The 20,876-nt window shown below is 71.3% G+C and carries 19 protein-coding genes and 1 pseudogene; 8 read left to right on the forward strand and 12 right to left on the reverse strand.

Features of this window, described 5'->3' with window-relative positions; translation table 11 throughout:
* Window positions 1–61: 61 nt before the first annotated feature.
* From ACH427_RS21675 to ACH427_RS21690, 4 genes are all read right to left on the reverse strand, one after another.
* On the reverse strand, window positions 62–1,456 hold the full coding sequence (locus ACH427_RS21675) for a GntP family permease (RefSeq protein WP_398871439.1): 1,395 nt from the start codon (window positions 1,454–1,456) through the stop codon (window positions 62–64).
* A 465-nt stretch (window positions 1,457–1,921) separates the two neighbouring features.
* Window positions 1,922–2,335, reverse strand: a complete 414-nt coding sequence (locus ACH427_RS21680) for a RidA family protein (RefSeq protein WP_398871441.1) — start codon at window positions 2,333–2,335, stop codon at window positions 1,922–1,924.
* Window positions 2,332–3,108, reverse strand: coding sequence for an IclR family transcriptional regulator (locus ACH427_RS21685; RefSeq protein ID WP_398871443.1), 777 nt, complete (start codon window positions 3,106–3,108; stop codon window positions 2,332–2,334). Before ACH427_RS21685 ends, ACH427_RS21680 begins: the two co-directional genes overlap by 4 nt.
* Window positions 3,105–4,181, reverse strand: a complete 1,077-nt coding sequence (locus ACH427_RS21690) for a sugar kinase (protein WP_398871445.1) — start codon at window positions 4,179–4,181, stop codon at window positions 3,105–3,107. Before ACH427_RS21690 ends, ACH427_RS21685 begins: the two co-directional genes overlap by 4 nt.
* A gap of 163 nt (window positions 4,182–4,344) precedes the next feature.
* On the opposite strand from ACH427_RS21690, the gene ACH427_RS21695 reads away from it, so the two are divergent.
* The 4 genes from ACH427_RS21695 to ACH427_RS21710 all read left to right on the forward strand — a co-directional run bounded on the left by ACH427_RS21695 (window position 4,345) and on the right by ACH427_RS21710 (window position 9,241).
* Window positions 4,345–5,625, forward strand: a complete 1,281-nt coding sequence (locus ACH427_RS21695; protein WP_398871447.1) for an amino acid deaminase — start codon at window positions 4,345–4,347, stop codon at window positions 5,623–5,625.
* Between the two features lie 132 nt (window positions 5,626–5,757).
* Window positions 5,758–7,437, forward strand: coding sequence for an amidohydrolase family protein (locus tag ACH427_RS21700; RefSeq protein ID WP_398871492.1), 1,680 nt, complete (start codon window positions 5,758–5,760; stop codon window positions 7,435–7,437).
* An 87-nt stretch (window positions 7,438–7,524) separates the two neighbouring features.
* Complete coding sequence (locus tag ACH427_RS21705) at window positions 7,525–8,736, forward strand: pyridoxal phosphate-dependent aminotransferase (RefSeq protein WP_398871449.1); 1,212 nt, start codon at window positions 7,525–7,527, stop codon at window positions 8,734–8,736.
* An 82-nt stretch (window positions 8,737–8,818) separates the two neighbouring features.
* Window positions 8,819–9,241: a hypothetical protein gene (locus ACH427_RS21710; protein WP_398871451.1), complete on the forward strand. Its 423-nt coding sequence runs from the start codon at window positions 8,819–8,821 to the stop codon at window positions 9,239–9,241.
* A 22-nt stretch (window positions 9,242–9,263) separates the two neighbouring features.
* On the opposite strand, the gene ACH427_RS21715 is transcribed toward ACH427_RS21710, so the two are convergent.
* Genes ACH427_RS21715 through ACH427_RS21725 form a run of 3 tightly spaced genes read right to left on the reverse strand, consistent with a single transcriptional unit; the run spans window position 9,264 to window position 10,582 of the window.
* The gene (locus ACH427_RS21715) at window positions 9,264–9,464 is read right to left on the reverse strand and encodes a hypothetical protein (RefSeq protein WP_398871453.1); all 201 of its coding nucleotides are present in this window, start codon (window positions 9,462–9,464) and stop codon (window positions 9,264–9,266) included.
* Window positions 9,465–9,499: 35 nt separating this feature from the next.
* Window positions 9,500–10,162, reverse strand: coding sequence for a maleylpyruvate isomerase family mycothiol-dependent enzyme (locus ACH427_RS21720; RefSeq protein ID WP_398871455.1), 663 nt, complete (start codon window positions 10,160–10,162; stop codon window positions 9,500–9,502).
* A 27-nt stretch (window positions 10,163–10,189) separates the two neighbouring features.
* On the reverse strand, window positions 10,190–10,582 hold the full coding sequence (locus tag ACH427_RS21725; RefSeq protein WP_398871457.1) for a hypothetical protein: 393 nt from the start codon (window positions 10,580–10,582) through the stop codon (window positions 10,190–10,192).
* Window positions 10,583–10,784: 202 nt separating this feature from the next.
* Here ACH427_RS21725 and ACH427_RS21730 point away from each other — a divergent pair.
* A pseudogene (locus tag ACH427_RS21730) lies at window positions 10,785–11,668 on the forward strand (helix-turn-helix domain-containing protein).
* A complete protein-coding gene (locus ACH427_RS21735; RefSeq protein WP_398871494.1) occupies window positions 11,619–11,900 on the forward strand; it encodes a DUF397 domain-containing protein in 282 nt (93 codons plus the stop codon). The pseudogene ACH427_RS21730 and the gene ACH427_RS21735 overlap by 50 nt, the downstream one beginning before the upstream one ends.
* A 42-nt stretch (window positions 11,901–11,942) precedes the next feature.
* Here ACH427_RS21735 and ACH427_RS21740 read toward each other — a convergent pair whose 3' ends face one another.
* Window positions 11,943–13,772, reverse strand: coding sequence for a phosphoenolpyruvate carboxykinase (GTP) (locus ACH427_RS21740; protein WP_398871459.1), 1,830 nt, complete (start codon window positions 13,770–13,772; stop codon window positions 11,943–11,945).
* Between the two features lie 582 nt (window positions 13,773–14,354).
* Between ACH427_RS21740 and ACH427_RS21745 the strand changes: the two genes are divergently transcribed.
* Complete coding sequence (locus ACH427_RS21745) at window positions 14,355–14,951, forward strand: hemolysin III family protein (protein WP_398871496.1); 597 nt, start codon at window positions 14,355–14,357, stop codon at window positions 14,949–14,951.
* A 413-nt stretch (window positions 14,952–15,364) separates the two neighbouring features.
* Here ACH427_RS21745 and ACH427_RS21750 read toward each other — a convergent pair whose 3' ends face one another.
* Window positions 15,365–15,718, reverse strand: coding sequence for a hypothetical protein (locus ACH427_RS21750; protein ID WP_398871461.1), 354 nt, complete (start codon window positions 15,716–15,718; stop codon window positions 15,365–15,367).
* Here ACH427_RS21750 and ACH427_RS21755 point away from each other — a divergent pair.
* A complete protein-coding gene (locus tag ACH427_RS21755) occupies window positions 15,717–16,340 on the forward strand; it encodes a TetR/AcrR family transcriptional regulator (RefSeq protein ID WP_398871463.1) in 624 nt (207 codons plus the stop codon). The two genes, ACH427_RS21750 and ACH427_RS21755, sit on opposite strands and share 2 nt — an antisense overlap.
* A 6-nt stretch (window positions 16,341–16,346) precedes the next feature.
* Here the strand turns inward: ACH427_RS21755 and ACH427_RS21760 are convergent, their stop codons facing one another.
* The 3 genes from ACH427_RS21760 to ACH427_RS21770 form a co-directional block, all read right to left on the reverse strand.
* On the reverse strand, window positions 16,347–18,422 hold the full coding sequence (locus ACH427_RS21760) for a thioredoxin domain-containing protein (RefSeq protein ID WP_398871465.1): 2,076 nt from the start codon (window positions 18,420–18,422) through the stop codon (window positions 16,347–16,349).
* Between the two features lie 82 nt (window positions 18,423–18,504).
* Window positions 18,505–19,800 carry an MFS transporter gene (locus ACH427_RS21765; RefSeq protein WP_398871467.1) on the reverse strand — a complete coding sequence of 432 codons (1,296 nt, stop codon included), beginning with the start codon at window positions 19,798–19,800 and terminating at the stop codon, window positions 18,505–18,507.
* A gap of 202 nt (window positions 19,801–20,002) precedes the next feature.
* A complete protein-coding gene (locus tag ACH427_RS21770) occupies window positions 20,003–20,869 on the reverse strand; it encodes a PhzF family phenazine biosynthesis protein (RefSeq protein ID WP_398871469.1) in 867 nt (288 codons plus the stop codon).
* Between the last annotated feature and the right edge of the window lie 7 nt (window positions 20,870–20,876).

A 20,876-nucleotide genomic window follows, 5' to 3' on the forward strand; every position in this document is an offset into this window, starting at 1 on the left:
GCGCAATCAATCAGCCATAAGTGAAAGGGAAGTTGTCCGGAACCGGCACGTACGGCAGCGGTCAGACGACGGCGCTCAGCGCGCAGGCCACCCCGAACCCCGCGACCGACAGCACCGATTCGAGCACCGTCCAGGAGGCGAGCGTGTCCCGCTCGGAGATGCCGAAGTACGTCGCGACCATCCAGAAGCCGCCGTCGTTGACGTGCGAGGCGAAGATCGAGCCCGCCGAGATCGCGACGATCACCAGCGCGAGCTGCGGCTGCGTGTAGTGCGCCTCCGACACCAGCGGCGCGACGATGCCCGCCGTGGTGACGATCGCGACCGTCGCCGACCCCTGCGCGACCCGCAGGACGACGGCGATCAGCCAGGCGAGCACGATAACCGGCAGGCCCGCGCTGTCGAAGGTGTCCGCCAGCGCCTTGGCCACCCCGCTCGCCTTGAGCACGGCACCGAACACCCCGCCCGCGCCGACGACGAGCAGGATGTTGCCCACCGGCTTGAGCGACGCCGTCGACACCTTCTCCAGCGACCGGCGCGACCAGCCGCGCCGGATGCCCAGCAGGTAGTACGCGAGGAAGAGCGCGATCGTCAGGGCGACGAAGGGGTGCCCGAGGAACTCCACGACCGAGCGGCCCGTGCTCGGGTCGAACGCCACGGAGGAGAACGTGGCGAGGAGGATCAGCACCAGCGGCGTCCCGATGATCGCCAGCAGCGTGCCCAGCGGCACGGGCACCGCGTCCGGCGCGCCGTCCCCGGCGACCGCGGCCTTCGCCTCGCGGGCCGCCTCCACCATCTCCTCGGGCACGGGCACGAAGAGGCGCTCACCGATCCACGCCGCGTACGCCCACGCCGCCAGCACCGCCGGGAGGCCCGCCGCGGCACCCATCAGGATCACCCACCCGAGATCCGCCCGCAGCAGCCCGGCGGCGGCCACGGGGCCCGGGTGCGGCGGCAGGAACGCGTGCGTCATCGACAGCCCGGCCAGCAGCGGCAGCGCGTACAGCAGGATCGACCGGCCGCCGCGCCTGGCCGCCGCGTACACGATCGGCGCGAGCACGAAGATGCCGACGTCGAAGAAGACCGGGATGCCGAAGACGACCCCGGTGAGCCCCATGGCGAGCGGCGCCCGCCGCTCGCCGAACAGCCCCAGCAGCCGCGAACTCAGCGCCTCCGCCCCGCCGGACACCTCCAGGATCGACCCCAGCATCGTGCCCAGACCGATGATGACCGCGATATGCCCGAGCGTGCCTCCCATGCCGGATTCGACGACGGAGACGGCGTCCGACTTCTGCACCGTGCCGAGGAGTTGGGAGACGGAGAGACCTGAGGCGAGGCCGACGGCGAGGGAGACGGTGAGAAGGGCGACGAAGGGCTGGAGCCGGATCTTGATGATCAGGAGGAGGAGCAGGGCCATGCCGAGGGTGGCTATGGCGAGGAGGGCTGGGGTGCTTTGCATGTGGCTCCCTCGTGGGGCTCGCCGCCGCGTCGCCTGCCGGCGGGGCCGTTGGGGGGGGCGGGTCGCTTGCGCCTGCGGCGGGCTGTCCCCAGCCCCGCCCCTTCCCGGCTGCATCTGATGTGCGGCTCCGCCGCGTGGGGGGGCTCGTGCCCCAGACCCCCGGCCGCGCGTTTCGTTGCCTCCCCCAGCTCCTCCCCCAGACTCCGTCCGGGGGTGCCCCCAATGGCGGGAGCGGCCTGCGGCCGCGTCCTCAAACGCCGGACGGGCTGAATGTGCGGACCGTAGTCGTGATTCTGCTGCCCAGGGTGCGCAATTCAGCCCGTCCGGCGTTTGAGGACAACGCGGCGAAGCCGTGTTGCCGGGGGGGCTGGGGGCTCGCCCCCAGTTTCGGGAAGGGGCGGGGCTGGGGAAAAAGCCCGCCGCAGGCGCGACCAGTCCGCACCCCCACCCCGTTGGAAACCCCCGTCAGCCGAGAACCGCCAGCGCGTCCATCTCGACGAGGAGATCACCCGGCAGTCCCACATACACCGTCGTACGAGCAGACGGCACCGACTTCAGATCGGCGAAGTACTCGTTGTAGATGGCGTTCATCTCGTCGAACTGCCCCGGATCCGTCAGGTACACCCGGAGCATGAGGACGTCCTCCCACGCCGCCCCGCCCGCCTCCAGGACCGCCTTCACATTGGCGAGAGTCTGGAGCGTCTGGTCGCGCAGCGTCGGACCCGCCGGCACCGGCTCCTCGCCCTCCGCGGCGGGCAGGAAGCCGACCTGGCCGGCGACCTGGAGGATGTTGCCCTTCTTCACGCCGTGCGAGAACTTCGCGGGCGGCGCGAAGTGACCGGCCGGGGTGATCGCGATTTTTTCGAGCTTCTCGGTCATGCCTTCTCCTTGGGGGAGTTGGTGGGCGGTGCGGTGTTTCCTGAGAACTCCGCGCTGATGGCGTCCGCGGTGCGGCGCAACTGCGGGAGCAGGTGGAGAAGTTCCTCGGCGGAGACGACGACGTTCGGCGCGGAGATCGAGCACGCGGCGACCACGCGCCCGTCGACGCCGCGGACCGGTGCCCCGACGCAGTTGATGGACTCCTCGTGGCCGCCGAAGTCGGTGGCCCACCCCTGCGCGCGTACGGTCGCGAGTTCCTTGAGATAAGCGGCGGCGTTCGGCGTGGAACGGGCGGTGTACGAGGGATAGTCGAGCCGCTCGGCGACGGCACGGCGCTCCGGTTCCGGCAGGTCGGCGAGGAGCAGCTTGGCGACGGCGGCGACGGTGATCGCAACGGGCTTGCCGATGCGGGAATACATCCGTACGGGGTAACGGCTCTCGACCTTGTCGATGTAGAGGACCTCGTTGTCCTCCAGGACGGCGAGGTGCACCGTGTGGCCGCAGCCCTCGTTGAGGGCGACGAGGTGCGGGTGGGCGATCTCGCGTACGTCCAGGCTCTCCACGGCCTGCTGGGCGAGGGCGAAGAGGCGGGCGCCGAGGCGGTACCGCTGGTCCTGCTGGCGGTAGACGAACCCGTGCTCGTGCAGCGTGCGCAGCAGCCGCAGCGCGGTCGACTTGTGGACGTCGAGCCGCCGCGCCACCTGTTCGAGATTGGCGGGCCCCTCGGCGAGCAGCGGCAGGATCGTGAGGGCACGGTCGACGGTCTGGCTCATACGGCGGTGCCCTCTTCCACGCTGACGCTCCGGCCGGTCCAGCCGGGGCCGAGTCGCAGTCTCCCCCATCCGTCGTCGTCGAGCGACACGAGGTGGTCGGCGTACGCGCGCTCCGGCGGCACGCCCAGATCGCCCGGCACGGTCAGCGCGGCGGCGGCCGTCAGGTGCGCGTTCCGCACACGTGCTTCCAGCGGCAGCCCGCGCAGCGTCGCCGAGAGGAAGCCCGCCGCGAAGGCGTCCCCGGCGCCGACCGGTGCGACGACGTCGACGCGCAGGGCGGGCACGCTGACGACGCGGTCGGCGGGTGCGGACGACGTGCCGCCGGTGTCACAGAGGGCCGCGTACGCCACCGCCGCGCCCGCTCCCCGCTTCACCACCAGTGCGGACGGCTCCGGCAGGAAGGAACGCACCGCGTCGGGCTCCCGGACGCCCCACACCGCCTCGGCCTCGTCCTCCCCGACGAAGACGATGTCGGCGCCCCGGGCGAGCTCGGCGAGCACGTCACCGGCCGGTGATTTCCACAGCGCCGGCCGGTAGTTCACATCGAAGGACACCAGCGGCCGGCCGTCCCGGCGCTCCGTGAGCTCGCGCATGAGGGCGAGGCAGTCGGCGGACAGCGCGGCCGTGATGCCGGACAGATGAAGGATCCGCCCGGAGCACACGTCGGCGGCCGGGACGGATTCCGGGGACATCGCCGAAGCGGCGGATCCGGCGCGGTAGTAGACCACTTCGGACGCGCCCGCCCCGGGCAGGCCGTCCACCGCGCGCTCGCCCGCCGTGCGGAAGTAGACGCCGGTCGGCCGCTGGGGGTCGCGCCGCACGCGGGTGACGTCGACGCCGTACGCGGCGATCGCCTCCACCAGGTGGTCGCCGAAGCCGTCCGTGCCGACCCGGCCGACCCACCGCGCGCGGTGCCCGGCGGCGGCCAGCACGCAGGCGACGTTCGATTCGGCGCCGCCTATGCCGCGCTCGAAGGCGGGTACATCGGCGAGACGGCCGGGCCGGGTGGGGTGGAAGGTGACCATGGACTCACCGAGGCAGACGACGTCCGGATCCCCAGGGTCGGCAGCCATGATCCCCCCCTCGTTCCGCGCTGTGTGCGCGCTGTGTCACGGTCCCCTCGCGAGCCCGGCGAACCGTTGACCCGGCGCTTGCCGGGATGTTAAACAGCGGCAAGCGTTATACGCAATGGAAGTTGCACATATCGCAACGCCGTCCTCACACCCTGGAGGCTCCATGGCCGCCGCCGGAGACGCCCTCGCCCGCCTCGCCGAGGAGCGCGTCGACCACCGCTTCAAGGGCCTGCCCCCGGACGCCGAGGGCCTGACGGTCGGTGAGCTGGCGGCGGGGCGCCGTTCGCTGTTCACCGGCGGCTTCACCACGCCCGTGCTCGCCCTCTCCGCCGAGGCGCTCGACCACAACCTCGCGCTCATGGAGCGCTGGTCCGCCGAGCACGGCCTCGCGTTCGCGCCCCACGGGAAGACCTCCCTCGCCCCGGAGCTGCTGAAGCGCCAGCTGGAACACGGCGCCTGGGGCATCACGGCCGCCGTGCCCACCCAGGTCCGCGTGTACCGCGCCTTCGGCATCCAGCGCGTCTTCCTCGCCAACGAGGTCGTGGACGCGGCGGCCCTGCGCTGGCTGGCGGCCGAGCTCGCCGCCGACCCGGACTTCCGCCTGATCACATACGTCGACTCCATACGCGGCGTCGAGCTGATGGACGCCGCCCTGCGCGCGGCCGACGCGACCCGCCCCCTGGACGTCGTCGTCGAACTGGGCGCCGAGGGCGGCCGTACGGGCATCCGCACCGACGCCGACGGCAGGGCCGTCGCCGACGCCGTGGCGGCCACGGACACGCTGCGCCTGGTGGGCGTCGCGGGGTACGAGGCGGAGATCCCGAACGCCGACGGCGATCTCGTGCGCGCCTGGCTGCGGCGGATGACCGCGCTGGCGGTGGAGTTCGACAGGGCGGGCCGCTTCGCGGGCGTGGAGGAGATCGTCGTCAGCGCGGGCGGCAGCGCGTGGTTCGACGCCGTGGCCGAGGTCTTCGGCGAGCTCCCGCCGCTCTCCGCACCGGTGTTGAAGCTGCTGCGCTCCGGGGCGTACGTGACGCACGACGACGGCTCGTACCGCCGCAGGACGCCGTTCAACCGCCACCCCGAAGAGGGCGCCCTGCGGCCCGCCTTCCGCCTCTGGGCCCAGGTCGTCTCCCGCCCCGAGCCGGGCCGCGCCTACCTCAACGCGGGCAAGCGGGACGCGTCGTACGACCTGGACCTCCCCGAACCTCAGGTCGTCCGCTCGGCCCGTGACGGCTCTCTGCGTCCTGCGACGGGGATGAGCGTGGTGGGGCTCGCGGATCAGCACGCGTTCGTTTCTCTGGCGGAGGATTCCGAGCTTGAGGTCGGTGACTGGGTGGGGCTGGGGCTTTCGCATCCGTGCACGGTCTTCGACAGGTGGCAGCTCATTCCGTTGGCGGCGGAGTCGGGTGTGGTTACGGGGTATGTCCGGACGTTTTTCTGATCGCGAGAGGGCGCCCGCGGCGGGCTTTATCCCCCGGTCCCGCCCCTTCCTGAAAGGGGGCTACGCCCCAGACCGACGCGGCCGCAGGCCGCTCCCGCCGCCGCAGGCGGCAATGGACCCGCACATCGGGGTCTGGGGCAGAGCCCCAGTTTCGGGAAGGGGCGGGACCGGGGAACAAATTCCCCGCCACAACGAAAGGCGTACCCCATGGATCTCGTCATCCAGAACGCCGCCATCATCGACGGCACAGGAAACCCCGCCTACCGAGCCGACATCGCCCTGGCCGAAGGCCGGATCAAAGAAATCCACCCCGAAGGCACCCCGAACCGCCCCACAGCGAAACGCACCCTGGACGCCCACGGCCTGGCGCTGGCGCCCGGCTTCATCGACATGCACGCCCACTCCGACCTCGCCCTCCTCCAGGACCCGGCGCACACCGCGAAAGCCGCGCAGGGCGTCACCCTCGAAGTCATCGGGCAGGACGGCCTCTCGTACGCGCCCGTCACCGACCGGACGCTCGAAGAGGTGCGCACCCAGATCACCGGGTGGAACGGCGACGGCGGCGGTATCGACTTCGACTGGCGTTCCGTGGGCGGGTATCTGGACCGCCTCGACCGTCAGGGGACGGCCGTCAACGCCGCGTACCTCGTGCCCCAGGGCACGGTCCGCGCGATGGTGGTCGGCTGGGAGGACCGGCCGGCCACGGCCGCCGAGACCGAGCGGATGCGGCAGCTTGTGGCAGAGGGTCTCGCGCAGGGTGCGGTCGGGCTTTCGTCCGGACTCACCTATACACCTGGAATGTATGCGACCGATGCCGAACTGACGGAACTGTGCCGGGTCGTGGCCGCGTACGGCGGCTACTACTGCCCGCACCACCGTTCGTACGGAGCGGGCGCCCTCGCCGCGTACGAGGAGATGATCACCCTCACCCGGGAGGCGGGCTGCGCGCTGCACCTGGCGCACGCCACCATGAACTTCGGGGTCAACAAGGGCCGCGCGCCGGAGCTGCTGGCCCTGCTCGACAAGGCGCTCGCCGGGGGCGCGGACATCACGCTGGACACCTATCCGTACACCCCCGGCTGCACCACGCTCGCCGCGATGCTGCCGAGCTGGGCGGGCGAGGGCGGCCCGGAGGCGACGCTCGCGCGGCTGGGTGACGACGCGGCCGCCGAGCGGATCCGGCACGTGATGGAGGTCGAGGGCGCGGACGGCTGTCACGGCGTACCGATCGACTGGGACCGCATAGAGATCTCCGGAGTCACGGATCCGGCTCTGCGCGATCACGTCGGCAGGACCGTCGCCGCCACGGCCCGGCTGCGCGGTGAGGAGCCGTGGACGACGGCCCGCCGGCTGCTGATCGCCGACCGGCTGGGGCCGACGATCCTCCAGCACGTGGGGCACGAGGAGAACGTCCGGGCGATCATGCGGCACCGTGTGCACACGGCGGGCAGCGACGGGATCCTGCACGGCAGCAAGCCGCATCCGAGGGCGTACGGCACGTTCCCGCACTACCTCGGCCACTACGTGCGCGAGCTCGGCGTGCTGTCGCTGGAGGAGTGCGTGGCGCATCTCACGTCGCGTCCGGCGGCGCGCTTGCGGCTGCCGGACAGGGGGTTCGTGCGGGAGGGATACCGCGCCGATCTCGTTCTCTTCGATCCGGAGACGGTCTCCGCCGGTGCCACTTTCGAAGCCCCGAGGACGCTTCCGACCGGCATTCCTTTTGTCCTGATTGACGGGCGCTTTGTAATGGAAGACGGCAGGCGTACGGACGTGATCGCGGGGCGCACGGTCCGGCGCACGCCGGCCGGGTGACCCGGGGCGCGCCGGGCCCGTCCGGGGCGAACCCGGGCGGCGTTAATGCGCGCGCGACCCCGTTTACGCCCCCGTAAGGTGGCCGTCATGCAGGTGATCCAGTCAACGAAGCTCGCCAACGTCTGCTACGAAATCCGTGGCCCGGTGCTCGAGGAGGCGATGCGGCTGGAAGCGGCAGGTCACCGCATCCTCAAGCTCAACACCGGCAACCCCGCCATCTTCGGTTTCGAGTGTCCGCCCGAGATCCTCGAGGACATGCTGCGCAACGTCGGCGACGCGCACGGTTACGGCGACGCGAAGGGCCTGCTGTCCGCGCGGCGCGCGGTGGTGCAGCACTACGAGACCAAGGGCATCGAACTCTCCGTCGAGGACGTCTATCTGGGCAACGGCGTCTCGGAGCTGATCCAGATGTCGATGCAGGCGCTGCTCGACGACGGCGACGAGGTGCTCGTGCCGGCCCCGGACTATCCGCTGTGGACGGCGTCGGTGTCACTGGCGGGCGGCACGGCCGTGCACTACCGCTGCGACGAGCAGGCGGACTGGATGCCGGATCTCGCCGACATCGAGCGCAAGGTCACCGACCGCACCAAGGCCATCGTCATCATCAACCCCAACAACCCCACGGGTGCGGTCTACGACGACGAGATGCTGCGCGGGCTGACGGAGATCGCCCGCCGTCACAACCTGATCGTCTGCTCCGACGAGATCTACGACAAGATCCTCTACGACGGCGTGACGCACACGCCGACCGCCGCGATCGCCCCGGACCTGCTGACGCTCACCTTCAACGGCCTCTCCAAGTCGTACCGCGTCGCGGGCTACCGCAGCGGCTGGCTGGCGGTCTGCGGCCCGAAGGCGCACGCCGAGAGCTATATCGAGGGCCTGACGATCCTGGCCAACATGCGGCTGTGCGCCAACATGCCCGCGCAGCACGCGGTGGCCACGGCGCTCGGCGGGCGGCAGAGCATCACGGACCTGGTGCTGCCGGGCGGCCGGCTGCTGGAACAGCGCGATGTCGCGCATGACCTGCTGACGCGGATCCCGGGCGTGACGTGTGTGAAGCCGAAGGGCGCGCTGTACGCGTTCCCGCGCCTCGACCCGAAGGTCTACAAGATCAAGGACGACCGGCAGATGGTCCTGGACCTGCTGCGGGCCGAGAAGATCATGGTGGTGCACGGCACGGGCTTCAACTGGCCGGAGCCGGACCACTTCCGCCTGGTCACGCTGCCGAACGCCAAGGACCTGGCGGAGGCCGTGACCCGGATCGGGACCTTCCTGGACGGTTACAGCCAGCCATAGCCCGCGCCCGATCTGTAAGCAGAACAACTTTAGACGCCGTCTAAGTTAGGATGGCCTTCTTAGCGATTGCAGGAGGCCATCCATGTACGAGCCGATCCGCACGAAGTCGGTCCACACCATGGGCGAACCGTGCCGCAGGACCCGTGGGCCGCAGCGCTCCCGCGAGGAGGAGCTGGACATCCGGCTCGCGGGCCACCTGACCGCGCTGCTCACCGTGACGGACGAACTCCGCGCGCTCGCCCCGTCGCCCGCACTGGACGAGGCGGCGCAGCGCCTGGCGGACCGGGTGACGGCCCTGAGCGCCGGCCGCCCGCCGCTGAGGGCGACCCCGACGGCGAGCGGCGCCGCCCCGTCCCGCCTGGCCGCCCTCCACCAGCGCGCCCACACCCTCGCCGGGCAGGCGCTGGTCGTGGCGACCTCCTGCGCGGACTCCCCCGGCGCGGCCCTGGCGGCCGAGCGCCTGCGCGCCCACGCGGCGGCACTGGGCATCGCGGACGCGGGCTGAACGGCCCGGCCGGGCGCGGAGGTTACCTTTCCTCGGAGGCGCTCGGGAACATCAGCTTCGCACTGCCGCTTATGAGACCCAGCACCGCCAGCCCCAGGGCGAACCGCAGCAACTTCAGGTTTCCCTCCCACTCGTGCGGTTCGCCGAAGATGACCCAGAGGCCCAGGATCACTCCGGCGACGAGCGTGGCCAGGGCACAGATGCGATACACGACAAGACTCATACATCCATGATCTCAGCTGCCACAGCGCACGTGGGTCAGCCGAATATATTCAGCTCTTCCGCTTCCGCTCCGGTGAGTTCGAAGTGCGCACCGTTCAAGGGGCGCCCGGCGTAGAGGCGGATGAGGGTCGGCGTATCGGTGACGAGCCTGGCGGGCGCCCGGTCCGCATCCTGCACACCGAGAACCAGCGGCTCCGCGCGGTCGGTCAACTCGGCGTGCACCAAGGGACCCTTGCGGCCACGGCTGCCGAAGGCGAGGAGGTCGAACACGGCATCGTCGGCGGCGGCGTACGCGCCCGGTTCCCCGAGGGTGTCGCGGACGTCCCCCGCGTGCACCCACTCCCCGAGGGCGACGAGGCGGAGCCTCTGGTTCTCGTGTGCGGCGATCGCGGGCCCGGCCTCGGTCATGCCGGCTTCCAGCTCGTCCACCAGCCGCTCCAGCGGCCACGCGTCGCGCTCGGCCACGTCGGCGGCGTTGGAGGCGGGCGAGAACACCCCGGGCTCCAGCCGGCCTTCGATGACGCGGGCGAGCACGGCCTGGCAGTGGGCGAGCACCTGCCGCACGGTCCAGTCCGGGCATCCCGCGGTACGGAGCGCGAACGCTTCCGGCGCGGTACGGCGCAGGAGGGGGATGAAGACGTCGCGCTCGGCAGTCAGCAGCCGGTGCGGCAGGTCCTTGTCACGCATGTCGTCGGTCATGGGGACAGGGTCGCATGGAAGAAGCGGTCACCTCCGAGACGGGCCGAAACCCTCGGCGCGCAGTGGCGGGTGCCCCGTCCTGGCGTGCTCCTCCAATTCCTCGTCGATCCGGAACACTTGCTCCCGGTCGAGCTCCCGCCACGCCACGACTTTCTCCACTCGCAATCGGTCGCAATACCGGCAGGAAACACGCCCCGTGGAACGAACATTGGCCTCCGCGACCCGGATGCTCAATGCTGTTTCCCGTGACAACGGCCGAATGTCCGACGGTGCGACATCCCATTCGCGTCCACCTCCGAGCGGACGCAGAGCGTATTTCTCATTGCCCTTCGCCATGATCTCTCCCACGCGGTCCCGTGCGACATCGAGCACGGTCTCGCCGATTTCCGGCACATAGGGAGAGGGAGTCGTGTGCGGCATGCGGGGTTCCTCACGCATTTCGGTCCCGTGGGCAGTAACTTCCTTGACCCACAACAGGTTTGCGTGTCGGGGGAGGGGGCCGCAACGCTCCCGGCGTTCCAAGGTCATCTGTCACAGACGCGGAGGGGAACCAGTGAATCGACACACGTCCACGGCGAGGCCGGAACCGGGTGCGAGTACGGCGGCCGTCTTCGGTGAACTCTTGAAGCACCTGCGCGAGGCGGCGGGCCACACACAGGAATCGCTGGGGGCGCTGATCCCGTGCGACCGCTCGCAGGTGGCACGGGTGGAGGCGGCGACGCGCGTCCCTAAGGAGGGGTTCGTCAAGCGGTGCGACGAAAAGCTCGGCACGGGTGGGATGTTGATGCGGCTATGGGTTCGCATCGACTGGTACCAAGAAGTGGAGCGGCCGGACTGGTTCAAGCGGCGGGTGGCGATGGAGCAGGAGGCTGTGTCCATCCATGAGTACGAGTCGCACATCGTGTTGGGCCTGTTTCAGACGGAGGAATACGCACGGGCGCTGTTCTCCAGAGTCGATCGAACCGAAACGGAAGAACGCGTACGCGCTCGCATGAGTAGACAAGAGCGCTTCCTCTGCCCGGACGGGCCGCTACTATGGCCGTGTTGGATGAGAGCTGCATCCGCAATGTGGTCGGCAGTCATCAAATCATGCAGGGGCAGTGCGCCCATCTGCTCAACCTCGCGAAGCAGCCCAACGTCCGCATTCAGGTCGCCCCGGCACACGCGCCCAACATCGTGCGCCCCAAGGCTTCCATGTCCATCATCAGACTCCCCGATGGGCATGAGTGGATCTACACGGAGTCGCTGCACCGAGGCCACTTCAACGACGATCCAGCCGTCGTCGCCCGCCATACCCAGAGGTACGATCTGCTCAGGGCTGACGCCCTGTCGGCCAGCGAGTCAGCAACCCTCATCAGCGAGGCGATGGAAGGGTACGGGCACGATGAAGAGGACCGAACTCAGCGCGGCCACTTGGACCAAGAGCAGCCACAGCGATCAAGACCACGGCGACTGCATAGAAGCAGCCCTCGGTATCCCCGACTGCGTCCCCATACGCGACAGTAAGAACCCCACCGGCCCGATGCTGGCCATGCCACCCACCGCTTGGACGTCATTCGTGACGTGGACCAAGAGCAGTCACAGCGACGACGACCACGGCAACTGCATAGAAGCAGCCCTCGCTATCCCCGACTGCGTCCCCATACGCGACAGTAAGAACCCCACCGGCCCCGTACTCGCCCTCTCCCCCACCGCATGGGCGGCCTTCGTCACCGCCGTACGCCGTCAGCAGCTCTGAGGGATCCGGGGCCCGCCCCGCGTGTCGGGGCGGGCGGCGACATCAACCCAGGCGCTGGACCAGCGCGCGGTATTCGTCCCACAGCTCCTTCGGCGTGTGGTCACCGAAGGTGTTGAGGTGCTCGGGGATCAGGGACGCCTCCTCGCGCCACACGTCCTTGTCGACGCTGAGCAGGAAGTCCAGGTCGGCGTCGTCGAGGTCGAGACCGGCCGTGTCCAGCGCGGACTTCGACGGCAGGATGCCGATCGGCGTCTCGACGCCCTCGGCCGTGCCGTCCAGACGCTCGACGATCCACTTCAGGACCCGGCTGTTCTCGCCGAAGCCCGGCCACACGAACCGGCCTTCCGCGTCCTTGCGGAACCAGTTCACGTAGTAGATCTTCGGCAGCTTGGCGGCGTCCTTGCCCTTGCCGACCTCGAGCCAGTGGCCCATGTAGTCGCCCATGTTGTACCCGCAGAAGGGGAGCATGGCGAAGGGGTCGCGGCGCAGCTCGCCGACCTTGCCCTCGGCGGCGGCGGTCTTCTCGGAGGCGACGTTGGCCCCGAGGAAGACGCCGTGCTGCCAGTCGAAGGACTCGGTGACCAGCGGGACGGCCGAGGCGCGGCGGCCGCCGAAGAGGATCGCGGAGATCGGGACGCCCTTGGGGTCCTCCCACTCGGGCGCGATGATCGGGCACTGCGAGGCGGGGACGGTGAAGCGGGCGTTGGGGTGGGCGGCCGGGGTCCCGGAGGCCGGGGTCCAGTCGTTGCCCTTCCAGTCCGTGAGGTGCGCGGGCTGCTCCTCGGTCATGCCCTCCCACCAGACGTCGTTGTCGTCGGTGAGGGCGACGTTGGTGAAGACGGAGTTGCCCCACATGGTCTTCATCGCGTTGGCGTTGGTGTGCTCGCCGGTGCCGGGCGCGACGCCGAAGAAGCCGGCCTCGGGGTTGATGGCGTAGAGGCGGCCGTCGTCACCGAAGCGCATCCAGGCGATGTCGTCGCCGATGGTCTCGACCGTCCAGCCGGAGACGGTGGGCTCCAGCATGGCGAGGTTGGTCTTGCCGCAGGCCGAGGGGAAGGCGGCGGCGACATACTTCGACTCGCCGTGCGGCGGGGTCAGCTTGAGGATGAGCATGTGCTCGGCGAGCCAGCCCTCGTCGCGGGCCATGACGGAGGCGATGCGCAGGGCGTAACACTTCTTGCCCAGCAGGGCGTTGCCGCCGTAGCCGGAGCCGAAGGACCAGATCTCGCGGTCCTCGGGGAAGTGCGAGATGTATTTCGTGGTGTTGCAGGGCCACGGCACGTCGGCCTCGCCCTCGGCGAGCGGGGCGCCGAGGGTGTGGACGGCCTTGACGAAGAAGCCGTCGGTGCCGAGCTCGTCGAGCACGGCCTGGCCCATGCGGGTCATGGTGCGCATCGACACGGCGACATAGGCGGAGTCGGTGATCTCGACGCCGATCGCGGACAGCGGGGAGCCGAGCGGGCCCATGCAGAACGGCACGACGTACATCGTGCGGCCGCGCATCGAGCCCCGGAAGATCCCGCCCTGCCCACCCTCGCCGGCGAAGATCTCCCGCATCTCGGCGGGGGCCTTCCAGTGGTTGGTCGGGCCGGCGTCCTCCTCCTTCGCGGAGCAGATGAACGTGCGGTCCTCGACGCGGGCCACGTCGCTGGGGTCGGAGGCGGCGTAGTACGAGTTGGGGCGCTTGACCGGGTCAAGCTTCCTGAAGGTGCCCTTGGCGACGAGCTCCTCGCACAGGCGCTCGTACTCGGCTTCGGAACCGTCGCACCAGACCACTCGGTCCGGCTGTGTGAGGGCGGCGATCTCGTCGACCCAGGAGATCAGCTCCTGGTGGTTGGTGGGGGTGGTGGGAGCCGCATTGCTGCGCGCCACGATCGCTCCGTCCCGCCGGAGACCACGCTGCCCCGGCGTAGATGTTGAGGGTTGACGGGCCAGGCCGCGGCAGCTGCTCCGACGGCGTGGTCCGTTTCTTCTGGATGTTCCCTGGATGGATTGCCCCTTGGGGGCTGCGACCCAGACGCTTCGTGACCGCTCATCCGGTGCCGCCCGCACTCATTTGATCATCCGACTCCGCTTCCGTTCTGTCCAGGGGGCACCCCCGTGACCATCGCCACGTGATACTGATCCGTAACTTACGGTTGCGTAGGTAGCATGACGGCCATGACTTCCGCGCCCGACGCAGCGCCTCCCGCGCACCCCGCCTCCGCCGGCGCAGCGGCCGCCGAACCTCCCGCCGCACCTCCCCACGCCAACGGACCGACAGCGACCGGAGCGGCGTCCACCGCCGCGCACGGCGGGCCCGCGGGCCCGCCCCCGGGCCAGGCCGCCGACCGGACCGCCGACCGGACTCCCGGACCGGCCTCGGGCCAGGCCGTCGCGGCCTCCGCCGACGGCTCGCCCGACGCTTCCGCTTTCCCCGCCAAGCCGCGGCTGCGCGGCTGGCTGCACGCCGGGATGTTCCCCGCCGTGCTGATCTCCGGCGTCTTCCTGACCGCGCTCGCCGACAGCACCCGCGGCCGGATCGCCTGCGCGGTCTATGTGCTCTCGGCCTGCCTGCTCTTCGGCATCAGCGCGCTCTACCACCGCGGCGACTGGAGCCCGCGCGCCAACGCCGTGCTCCGCCGCCTCGACCACGCCAACATCTTCCTGATCATCGCGGGCACCTACACCCCGCTGACCATGCTGCTCGTCCCCGGCGGCCGGGGGCAGGTGCTGCTGTGGGCGGTGTGGGCGGCGGCGGCCGCGGGCATCGCGTTCCGCGTCTTCTGGGTCGGCGCGCCGCGCTGGCTCTACACCCCCTGCTACATCGCCATGGGCTGGGCCGCCGTCTTCTTCCTCCCCGACTTCCTGCGCACGGGCGGCATCGCCGTGCTCGTCTGCGTGATCGTCGGCGGCCTGCTCTACAGCGCGGGCGGCGTGATCTACGGGATCAAGCGCCCCAATCCGTCACCGCGCTGGTTCGGCTTCCACGAGGTCTTCCACTCACTGACGCTGGCGGCCTTCGTCGTCCACTACGTGGGCATCTCGCTCGTCGCCTATTCGCACGCCTGAGCCCCTGAGCGCAGGGCGCGCGGCGCGCCCCCCGCCAGCCGCACCCAGTGGCCGTGGCCTCGATGCCACGGCCACTCGCCATGTCAGGCCACCGACACCGGCCAGCACCACCAGCAGCACGGCGATCTCGCCGACGATCACATAGCCCCCGACACACAGCGCTCCCACCAGCACAGCGAGCAGCTTCATCACAGCCAGCACGGCCGCCACCCCCTTCGGCTCATCACTCTTCCCACCCCTGCCCAGCACCCAGCGTCACATACCCCACTGACAATCAGCATGTCATTAAGAGCCCGTAGTGATTGACGGTTACTTCCTTTTGAGAGTCACTGTCGCAGCGTCGCGCCCTGGACGGCGCGCCGGCCGCCCTGCCGCGCGACCGCGCGGGCAACGGCTCGGGACCGCGGGTGACGCTACGTCAGGTCGCGGGCGCCGTCGGCGTCGCCGCGCTCGGCGGCCTGATCGCGGTCGCGCGCGCCCCCGGCCCCGGCGCGGCCGGGCTCCCGCCGTCGGCGGCCGGCCCGGCAGGCGCCTCCGGTGGTGCCGCGCGCCAGGTGGCGGCCCGCCTGAGCGGCGAGGCCCGCACCCGGTCGGCGGACGCCGCGTACCTCCACGGCGTGGACCTCGCCCCGCCCGTCACCGGCAGCGCCGCCACTGTGGCCGCGAGGCCCACCGCCGCCTTCCCGCCCGACATCCGCCCCGGCCGGTCGTCCGCCCCCGGTCAGGCTGTGGTCCCCGAGAAGGCCGATGCCCGAGAATGCAGGCATGGCCCCCGCGAACACCTCGTCCGCCATGCCGTCAGAGCCCCGGCTCGGGCTGCGCGAGCGGAAGAAGATCCAGACCCGTCAGGCGATCCGCCGCGCCGCCTACCTGCTCTTCGAGCGGCAGGGATACGACGCGACGCCGATCGACCAGATCGCCGAGGCCGCGGACGTCTCCCCCAGCACCGTCTTCCGCTACTTCCCCACCAAGGAGGACATCGTCCTCTCCGACGAGTACGACCCGGTGATGGAGGCCGCCATCCGGGCCCGGCCCGCCGACGAACCGCCGGTCGAGGCCATCCGGCAGGGCGTGCTCGAAGCCATGCGCCACATCATGGACCACGACATCGCCGAGCTCAGGCAGCGCACCAGGCTCGTCCGCGAAGTGCCCTCCCTGCGCGGCCGGCAGGCCGAGAGCATGAGCCGGTCGGCCCGGATGCTCTGTTCCGTCCTCGCCGAGCGCTCCGGGCGCGACGCGGACGACATGGAGCTGCGGGTCGTCACCAGCGCGATCCTCGGAGCGATGCACGAAGCGCTCATGTACTGGGTCGAACAGGGCCAGCGGGAAGACCTCATCCCGCTCATCACCCGCACGCTGGACGTCCTCGACCGCGGCCTCACCCTCTGACGGCGCTCACGCCTCCCCCGCCAGGCGCTCCGCCAGCACCTCCGGATCGCTCGTCGGCGCCTCGCAGGTGAAGGCACGGCACACATAGGCGGCCGGGCGGCCGTCGAGCAGGGTCCGGTGCGCCAGCAACGGCACCTCGGCGCCCGTCGCGTCACCGTCCGCGGGCGGGGCGCCGACCGCCACGGCAAGGCCGGGCGCGGTGGACAGCAGGGCCGTGCGGTGCAGCTCACGGGTGGCCGGGTGGTCCTCCGGGCCGACGACCGCGACCTCCCGCGGCCCGTCGAGCAGCGCCTCGGCGACCGCCAGCCCCCAGCTGATGAAGCGCGGGGCGCGCGGCCCCAGCGCCCGTACGACAGCGAGCGCGCGCTCCGCCGCATCCCGGTGCGCGCCGCTGCCGGTGTACGCGGCGTACGTCAGCAGCGCGCCACAAGCGGCGGTCCAGCCGGAGGGGGTGGCGGTGTCGGTGGGGTCCTGCGGGCGGCGGATGAGGGTCTCGGCGTCGTCGGCGGTGTCGAAGAGGCTGCCGTCCTCACCGGTGAAGTGGATCAGCACGGTGTCCAGCAGCAGCCCCGCGAAGTCGACCCAGACACCCTCGCCGGTGACCGCGCTGAGCGCCAGGAAGCCCTCGGCCACATCGGCGTAGTCCTCCAGGACACCCGCGTGGGTGCCCGCGGTCCCGTCCAGAGAGGTGCGGAACAACCGCGCGTGCCAGTCCATATGGGTGCGCACGAGCAGGTCGGCGGCGTCCGTCGCGGCCTGGACGAGGTCCGGGCGGTCGAAGTACGCGCCGGTCTCGGCGAGCGCGGCGACGGCCAGGCCGTTCCACGCGGCCACGACCTTGTCGTCACGGCCGGGCCGGGGCCGCTGCTCGCGCGCCGCCAGCAGCCTGGCCCGCACCGACGCGAGCTTCCCGGCGTCGAAGAGCTGCTCCCGGTCGGGCAGTCGCAGGACGGACGCGCCCTCCTCGAAAGTGCCCTCCTCGGTGACACCGAAGTGGGCGGCCGCCAACAGCGCGTCCTCCTCGCCGAGGACCTCCCGCAGCTGCGCGGGGGTCCAGACGTAGAACGCCCCTTCCGCGTGCGCGCCGGAACCGTCGGCCACGGCGCTGTCCGCGTCCAGCGCGGACGCGAACCCGCCCTGCTCCGTGCGCATCTCACGCACCAGGAAGTCGGCGGTCTCCAGCGCCACGCGCCGCGCGAGGTCCGATCCCGTCGCCCGCCACAGGTGCGCGTAGACGCGGCACAGCAGGGCGTTGTCGTAGAGCATCTTCTCGAAGTGCGGCACCGTCCAGGTGGCGTCCACCGCGTACCGCGCGAAGCCGCCGCCCAGCTGGTCGTAGATCCCGCCGCGCGCCATCGCCTCGCAGGTGGCCCGCACCATCTGGAGGGCCGCCTCGGAGCCCGTGCGGGCGTGGTGGCGCAGCAGGAATTCCAGGGTCATGGACGGCGGGAACTTCGGCGCGCCGCCGAACCCGCCGCGCACGGCGTCGAAGTCCCGGGTCAGGCCCATCAGCGCCTGGTGCAGATCCTCGGCGGCGGGCGGCCGCGCACCGTCCTTCCCTTCGGCCATGCCGAGGGCGAGGGTGCGCTCGGACAGGTCACGGACGATCCGCCCCGCCACCTGTCCGACCTCCGCCCGGCGGTCCGCCCACGCGGCCCGTACGCCCTCCAGGACCTGCGGGAACGACGGGGAGCCGGGCCGGGGCCCGGGCGGGAAGTAGGTGCCGAAATAGAAGGGCTCGGCCTCGGGGGTGAGGAAGACGGTCATGGGCCAGCCGCCCTGCCCGGTGGCGGCCTGGACGGCCTCCATGTACACGGCGTCGATGTCGGGCCGCTCCTCGCGGTCCACCTTCACGGAGACGAAGTGCTCGTTGAGGAAACGGGCGGTCTCCGCGTCCTCGAAGGACTCGTGAGCCATCACGTGACACCAGTGACAGCTCGAATACCCGACGCTGAGCAGCACGGGCACATCGCGGCGCCGCGCCTCCTCGAATGCCTCGGGCGACCACGGCCACCAGTCGACCGGGTTCTCGGCGTGCTGGAGGAGGTAGGGGGACGTCTCATGCGCCAGGCGGTTCGGCATGTCCCCCATCCTTCCCCAAGTGGACCCGATGATGGGTTATCCACAGGCCGGTACGGCCGGCGGGGGCGTGTCCCGCGCCGGCCTAGCCCGGGGTGTGGGTGCGCGTGCGGTCGGACCACCTCACGACGAGCGGTACGAACTGGCCGGCGACGAGGAAGAGTGCTCCCACGACGAGCCAGCCCGGCTCGCCCCAGCCGAGGCAGAGCAGGCCGAGCACCGGCGGGCCGACCGCGTTGGACAGGCCCTGGCCGATGGCGAACAGACCCGAGTACTGGCCCTGCGCGTGCTCGGGAGCGAGGCCGAAGGACAGCTCGAACGAGGCGGCCGCGTACCACAGTTCGCCCAAGGTCAGGGAGATCACGCCGAGCAGCACGACGACCATGGCGACCCACCCGGGCGCGCCGCCCGCCGCCGCGAGGAGGGCGGTGGCGAGGAGGAGCACGGCCCCCGCGCGGCGCATGGTGCGGCCGGCCGACATGTTGTCGACGACACCGCGGCTGACCCGCACCTGCAGGCAGACCACGAGGGCGGCGTTGATGGCCACGCTCGCGCCGACGAACCACCGTGGTGCGTCGATGTGTCCGGCGATCCACAGCGGCAGGGCGAAGACCAGCACCTGGTTCTGGATGGCCATGATGCCGTCCAGGACCGTGAGCACCACGTACGGCTTGTCCTTCAGCACCGGCCAGCGGCTGCCTCCCGCCGGGACCTCCACCGGCGGCACGGACGGGACGCGGGAGCAGGCGGCAGCGGAGGCGAGGAACAGGACGGCGATGCCGAGCATGAGGCACACGTACGCGGCCCTGGTGTCCACCTGGATGACGACACCGGCCGCGAGGGCTCCGCAGCCGGCGGCGATGTTGTTGAGGGCCCGCAGGTAGGCGCGGTAGCGGGTGGGGTTCGGGGCACCCAGGGCGCGGTTCAGCGGGCCGCGGGCGGCCGTGCCGGCCGAGACGGCGAGCTCGGTCACGCACAGGCACGCGACCAGCGACGGGAAGGAACGCACGAGCAGCAGTCCCGCCACGGCGACGGCCTGCACGACGAGCGTGAGCCGGAAGACCTCGCGCGGGCCGTACCGGTCGGCCAGGTGGCCCACGGGGATGCCGGCGCCGAGTCCGATCAGGGCGGCGGCGCCCAGGGCCAGTCCGACCTGGCCGACCGGGAGGCCCACGGAGCGGGTGAAGAACAGCGCGGCCCCGGCCATGAAGAGGCCCTTGCCGATCAGGCTGATGAAGGTCGCGACGGCGAAGGCGCGTTTGGGGGCCGTCTCGGGTATGAGGCCGCGGGCCACCAGCCAGGCCAGTGCCCCCCGTTCGGTGCCCTGCCCGCCCGGCGGCTCGATCCGTTCGCCGGGCTGGCGCTGACTGGTGGTGTCCAACTGGCTGTCCCTCCAACTCCGTGATGGCTGTGCTCGGGCGCCCTCACGCGTCGGGTCCTCCACGCCTGTCGGGCCGGGCGGTGAGCACGGTCCGCGCGTCAGGCAGCCCTGTGGCGGACGCCGCCCTCGATGGGGACGGAACAGCGTGACCGGCCCGGCCGGCCGGAGTGCCGGCGCCGCGGCCGAGACGGCCCGGCCGCGCTCAGGAGAGCCGGTCGGCCGCTCGCTCCGTCATCACCCGCGCGGGACCGCCGACTTCGACCCTCAGGTCCACTCCCGCCGTGGCGGTGACCGTGGCCGGGCTGCCGAGGGAATCGCCCATGTCGACGGCGATCCGGTGGACTCCCCGGCCGGCCAGGTGCGCGGCGAGACAGGCCGTGCTGTTGGCGTTGGCGAGGTCCTCCGGGACACCGATCGAAGGGGCGAACATCCTGGCCGCGAGCGCGCCCTCGGGCGAAGGCTCCGAGTGGACGTACGCGCCGAGCAGGCCGAACCGGTCGCAGACCGCCCTGAGGCGGTCGAGGTCCGGACGCAGCCCGGCGAGCACGTCCCGGGTGGGGACCGGCACCAGAACGCGTTCGCGGCCCACACCGGCGATCCGGACGTCCGGCCCGGCCTCGTGCGGCGCGAGACCGAGGGCCGGAAGCACGAGAGCGCGTTCCTCCGCGGTGGGTTCGCGCAGATCGACGGGGCCGGGGTCGAAGGCGGCGGTGATCAGCTCACCGGCGCGCTCGGCCCGCCCGGCGAAGACGCGCCCCCCGGCACGGAGGGTGGCCCGGTAGGGCCCGGCGCCGCCGTGCCGTGCCGCGAGGAAGGCGAGAGCGGCGACCGTGCCGTGCCCGCAGGCGGGCAATTCCTCCTCCGCGGTGAAGAAGCGCAGCTCGGTCGTGTCGCCGACGTGACGTACGTAAACGGCGTGCGAGGTGCCGTGGGCGACCGGGATCCGGCGCCGCTCGTCGTCGCCCAGCGGCGCGCCGTCCGCGTCGTCCTCCAGGACGACGACCGTCGGGCTGCCGCCCGCGTCGCCCCGCAGGCAGGCGCGGACGACCGTCACGTTCGGCGTGCTCATGAGGCTG

The organism is Streptomyces sp. NPDC020379 (assembly GCF_044387105.1).
Taxonomy (GTDB): domain Bacteria; phylum Actinomycetota; class Actinomycetes; order Streptomycetales; family Streptomycetaceae; genus Streptomyces.

What these genes read in the sequence shown, in the direction of transcription:
- ACH427_RS21675 (WP_398871439.1), bottom strand. Translation starts at nt 1,456, where the DNA reads ATGCAAAGCACCCCAGCCCTCCTCGCCATAGCCACCCTCGGCATGGCC.
- ACH427_RS21680 (WP_398871441.1), bottom strand. Translation starts at nt 2,335, where the DNA reads ATGACCGAGAAGCTCGAAAAAATCGCGATCACCCCGGCCGGTCACTTC.
- ACH427_RS21685 (WP_398871443.1), bottom strand. Translation starts at nt 3,108, where the DNA reads ATGAGCCAGACCGTCGACCGTGCCCTCACGATCCTGCCGCTGCTCGCC.
- ACH427_RS21690 (WP_398871445.1), bottom strand. Translation starts at nt 4,181, where the DNA reads ATGGCTGCCGACCCTGGGGATCCGGACGTCGTCTGCCTCGGTGAGTCC.
- ACH427_RS21695 (WP_398871447.1), top strand. Translation starts at nt 4,345, where the DNA reads ATGGCCGCCGCCGGAGACGCCCTCGCCCGCCTCGCCGAGGAGCGCGTC.
- ACH427_RS21705 (WP_398871449.1), top strand. Translation starts at nt 7,525, where the DNA reads ATGCAGGTGATCCAGTCAACGAAGCTCGCCAACGTCTGCTACGAAATC.
- ACH427_RS21710 (WP_398871451.1), top strand. Translation starts at nt 8,819, where the DNA reads ATGTACGAGCCGATCCGCACGAAGTCGGTCCACACCATGGGCGAACCG.
- ACH427_RS21715 (WP_398871453.1), bottom strand. Translation starts at nt 9,464, where the DNA reads ATGAGTCTTGTCGTGTATCGCATCTGTGCCCTGGCCACGCTCGTCGCC.
- ACH427_RS21720 (WP_398871455.1), bottom strand. Translation starts at nt 10,162, where the DNA reads ATGACCGACGACATGCGTGACAAGGACCTGCCGCACCGGCTGCTGACT.
- ACH427_RS21725 (WP_398871457.1), bottom strand. Translation starts at nt 10,582, where the DNA reads ATGCCGCACACGACTCCCTCTCCCTATGTGCCGGAAATCGGCGAGACC.
- ACH427_RS21745 (WP_398871496.1), top strand. Translation starts at nt 14,355, where the DNA reads ATGTTCCCCGCCGTGCTGATCTCCGGCGTCTTCCTGACCGCGCTCGCC.
- ACH427_RS21755 (WP_398871463.1), top strand. Translation starts at nt 15,717, where the DNA reads ATGGCCCCCGCGAACACCTCGTCCGCCATGCCGTCAGAGCCCCGGCTC.
- ACH427_RS21750 (WP_398871461.1), bottom strand. Translation starts at nt 15,718, where the DNA reads ATGCCTGCATTCTCGGGCATCGGCCTTCTCGGGGACCACAGCCTGACC.
- ACH427_RS21760 (WP_398871465.1), bottom strand. Translation starts at nt 18,422, where the DNA reads ATGCCGAACCGCCTGGCGCATGAGACGTCCCCCTACCTCCTCCAGCAC.
- ACH427_RS21770 (WP_398871469.1), bottom strand. Translation starts at nt 20,869, where the DNA reads ATGAGCACGCCGAACGTGACGGTCGTCCGCGCCTGCCTGCGGGGCGAC.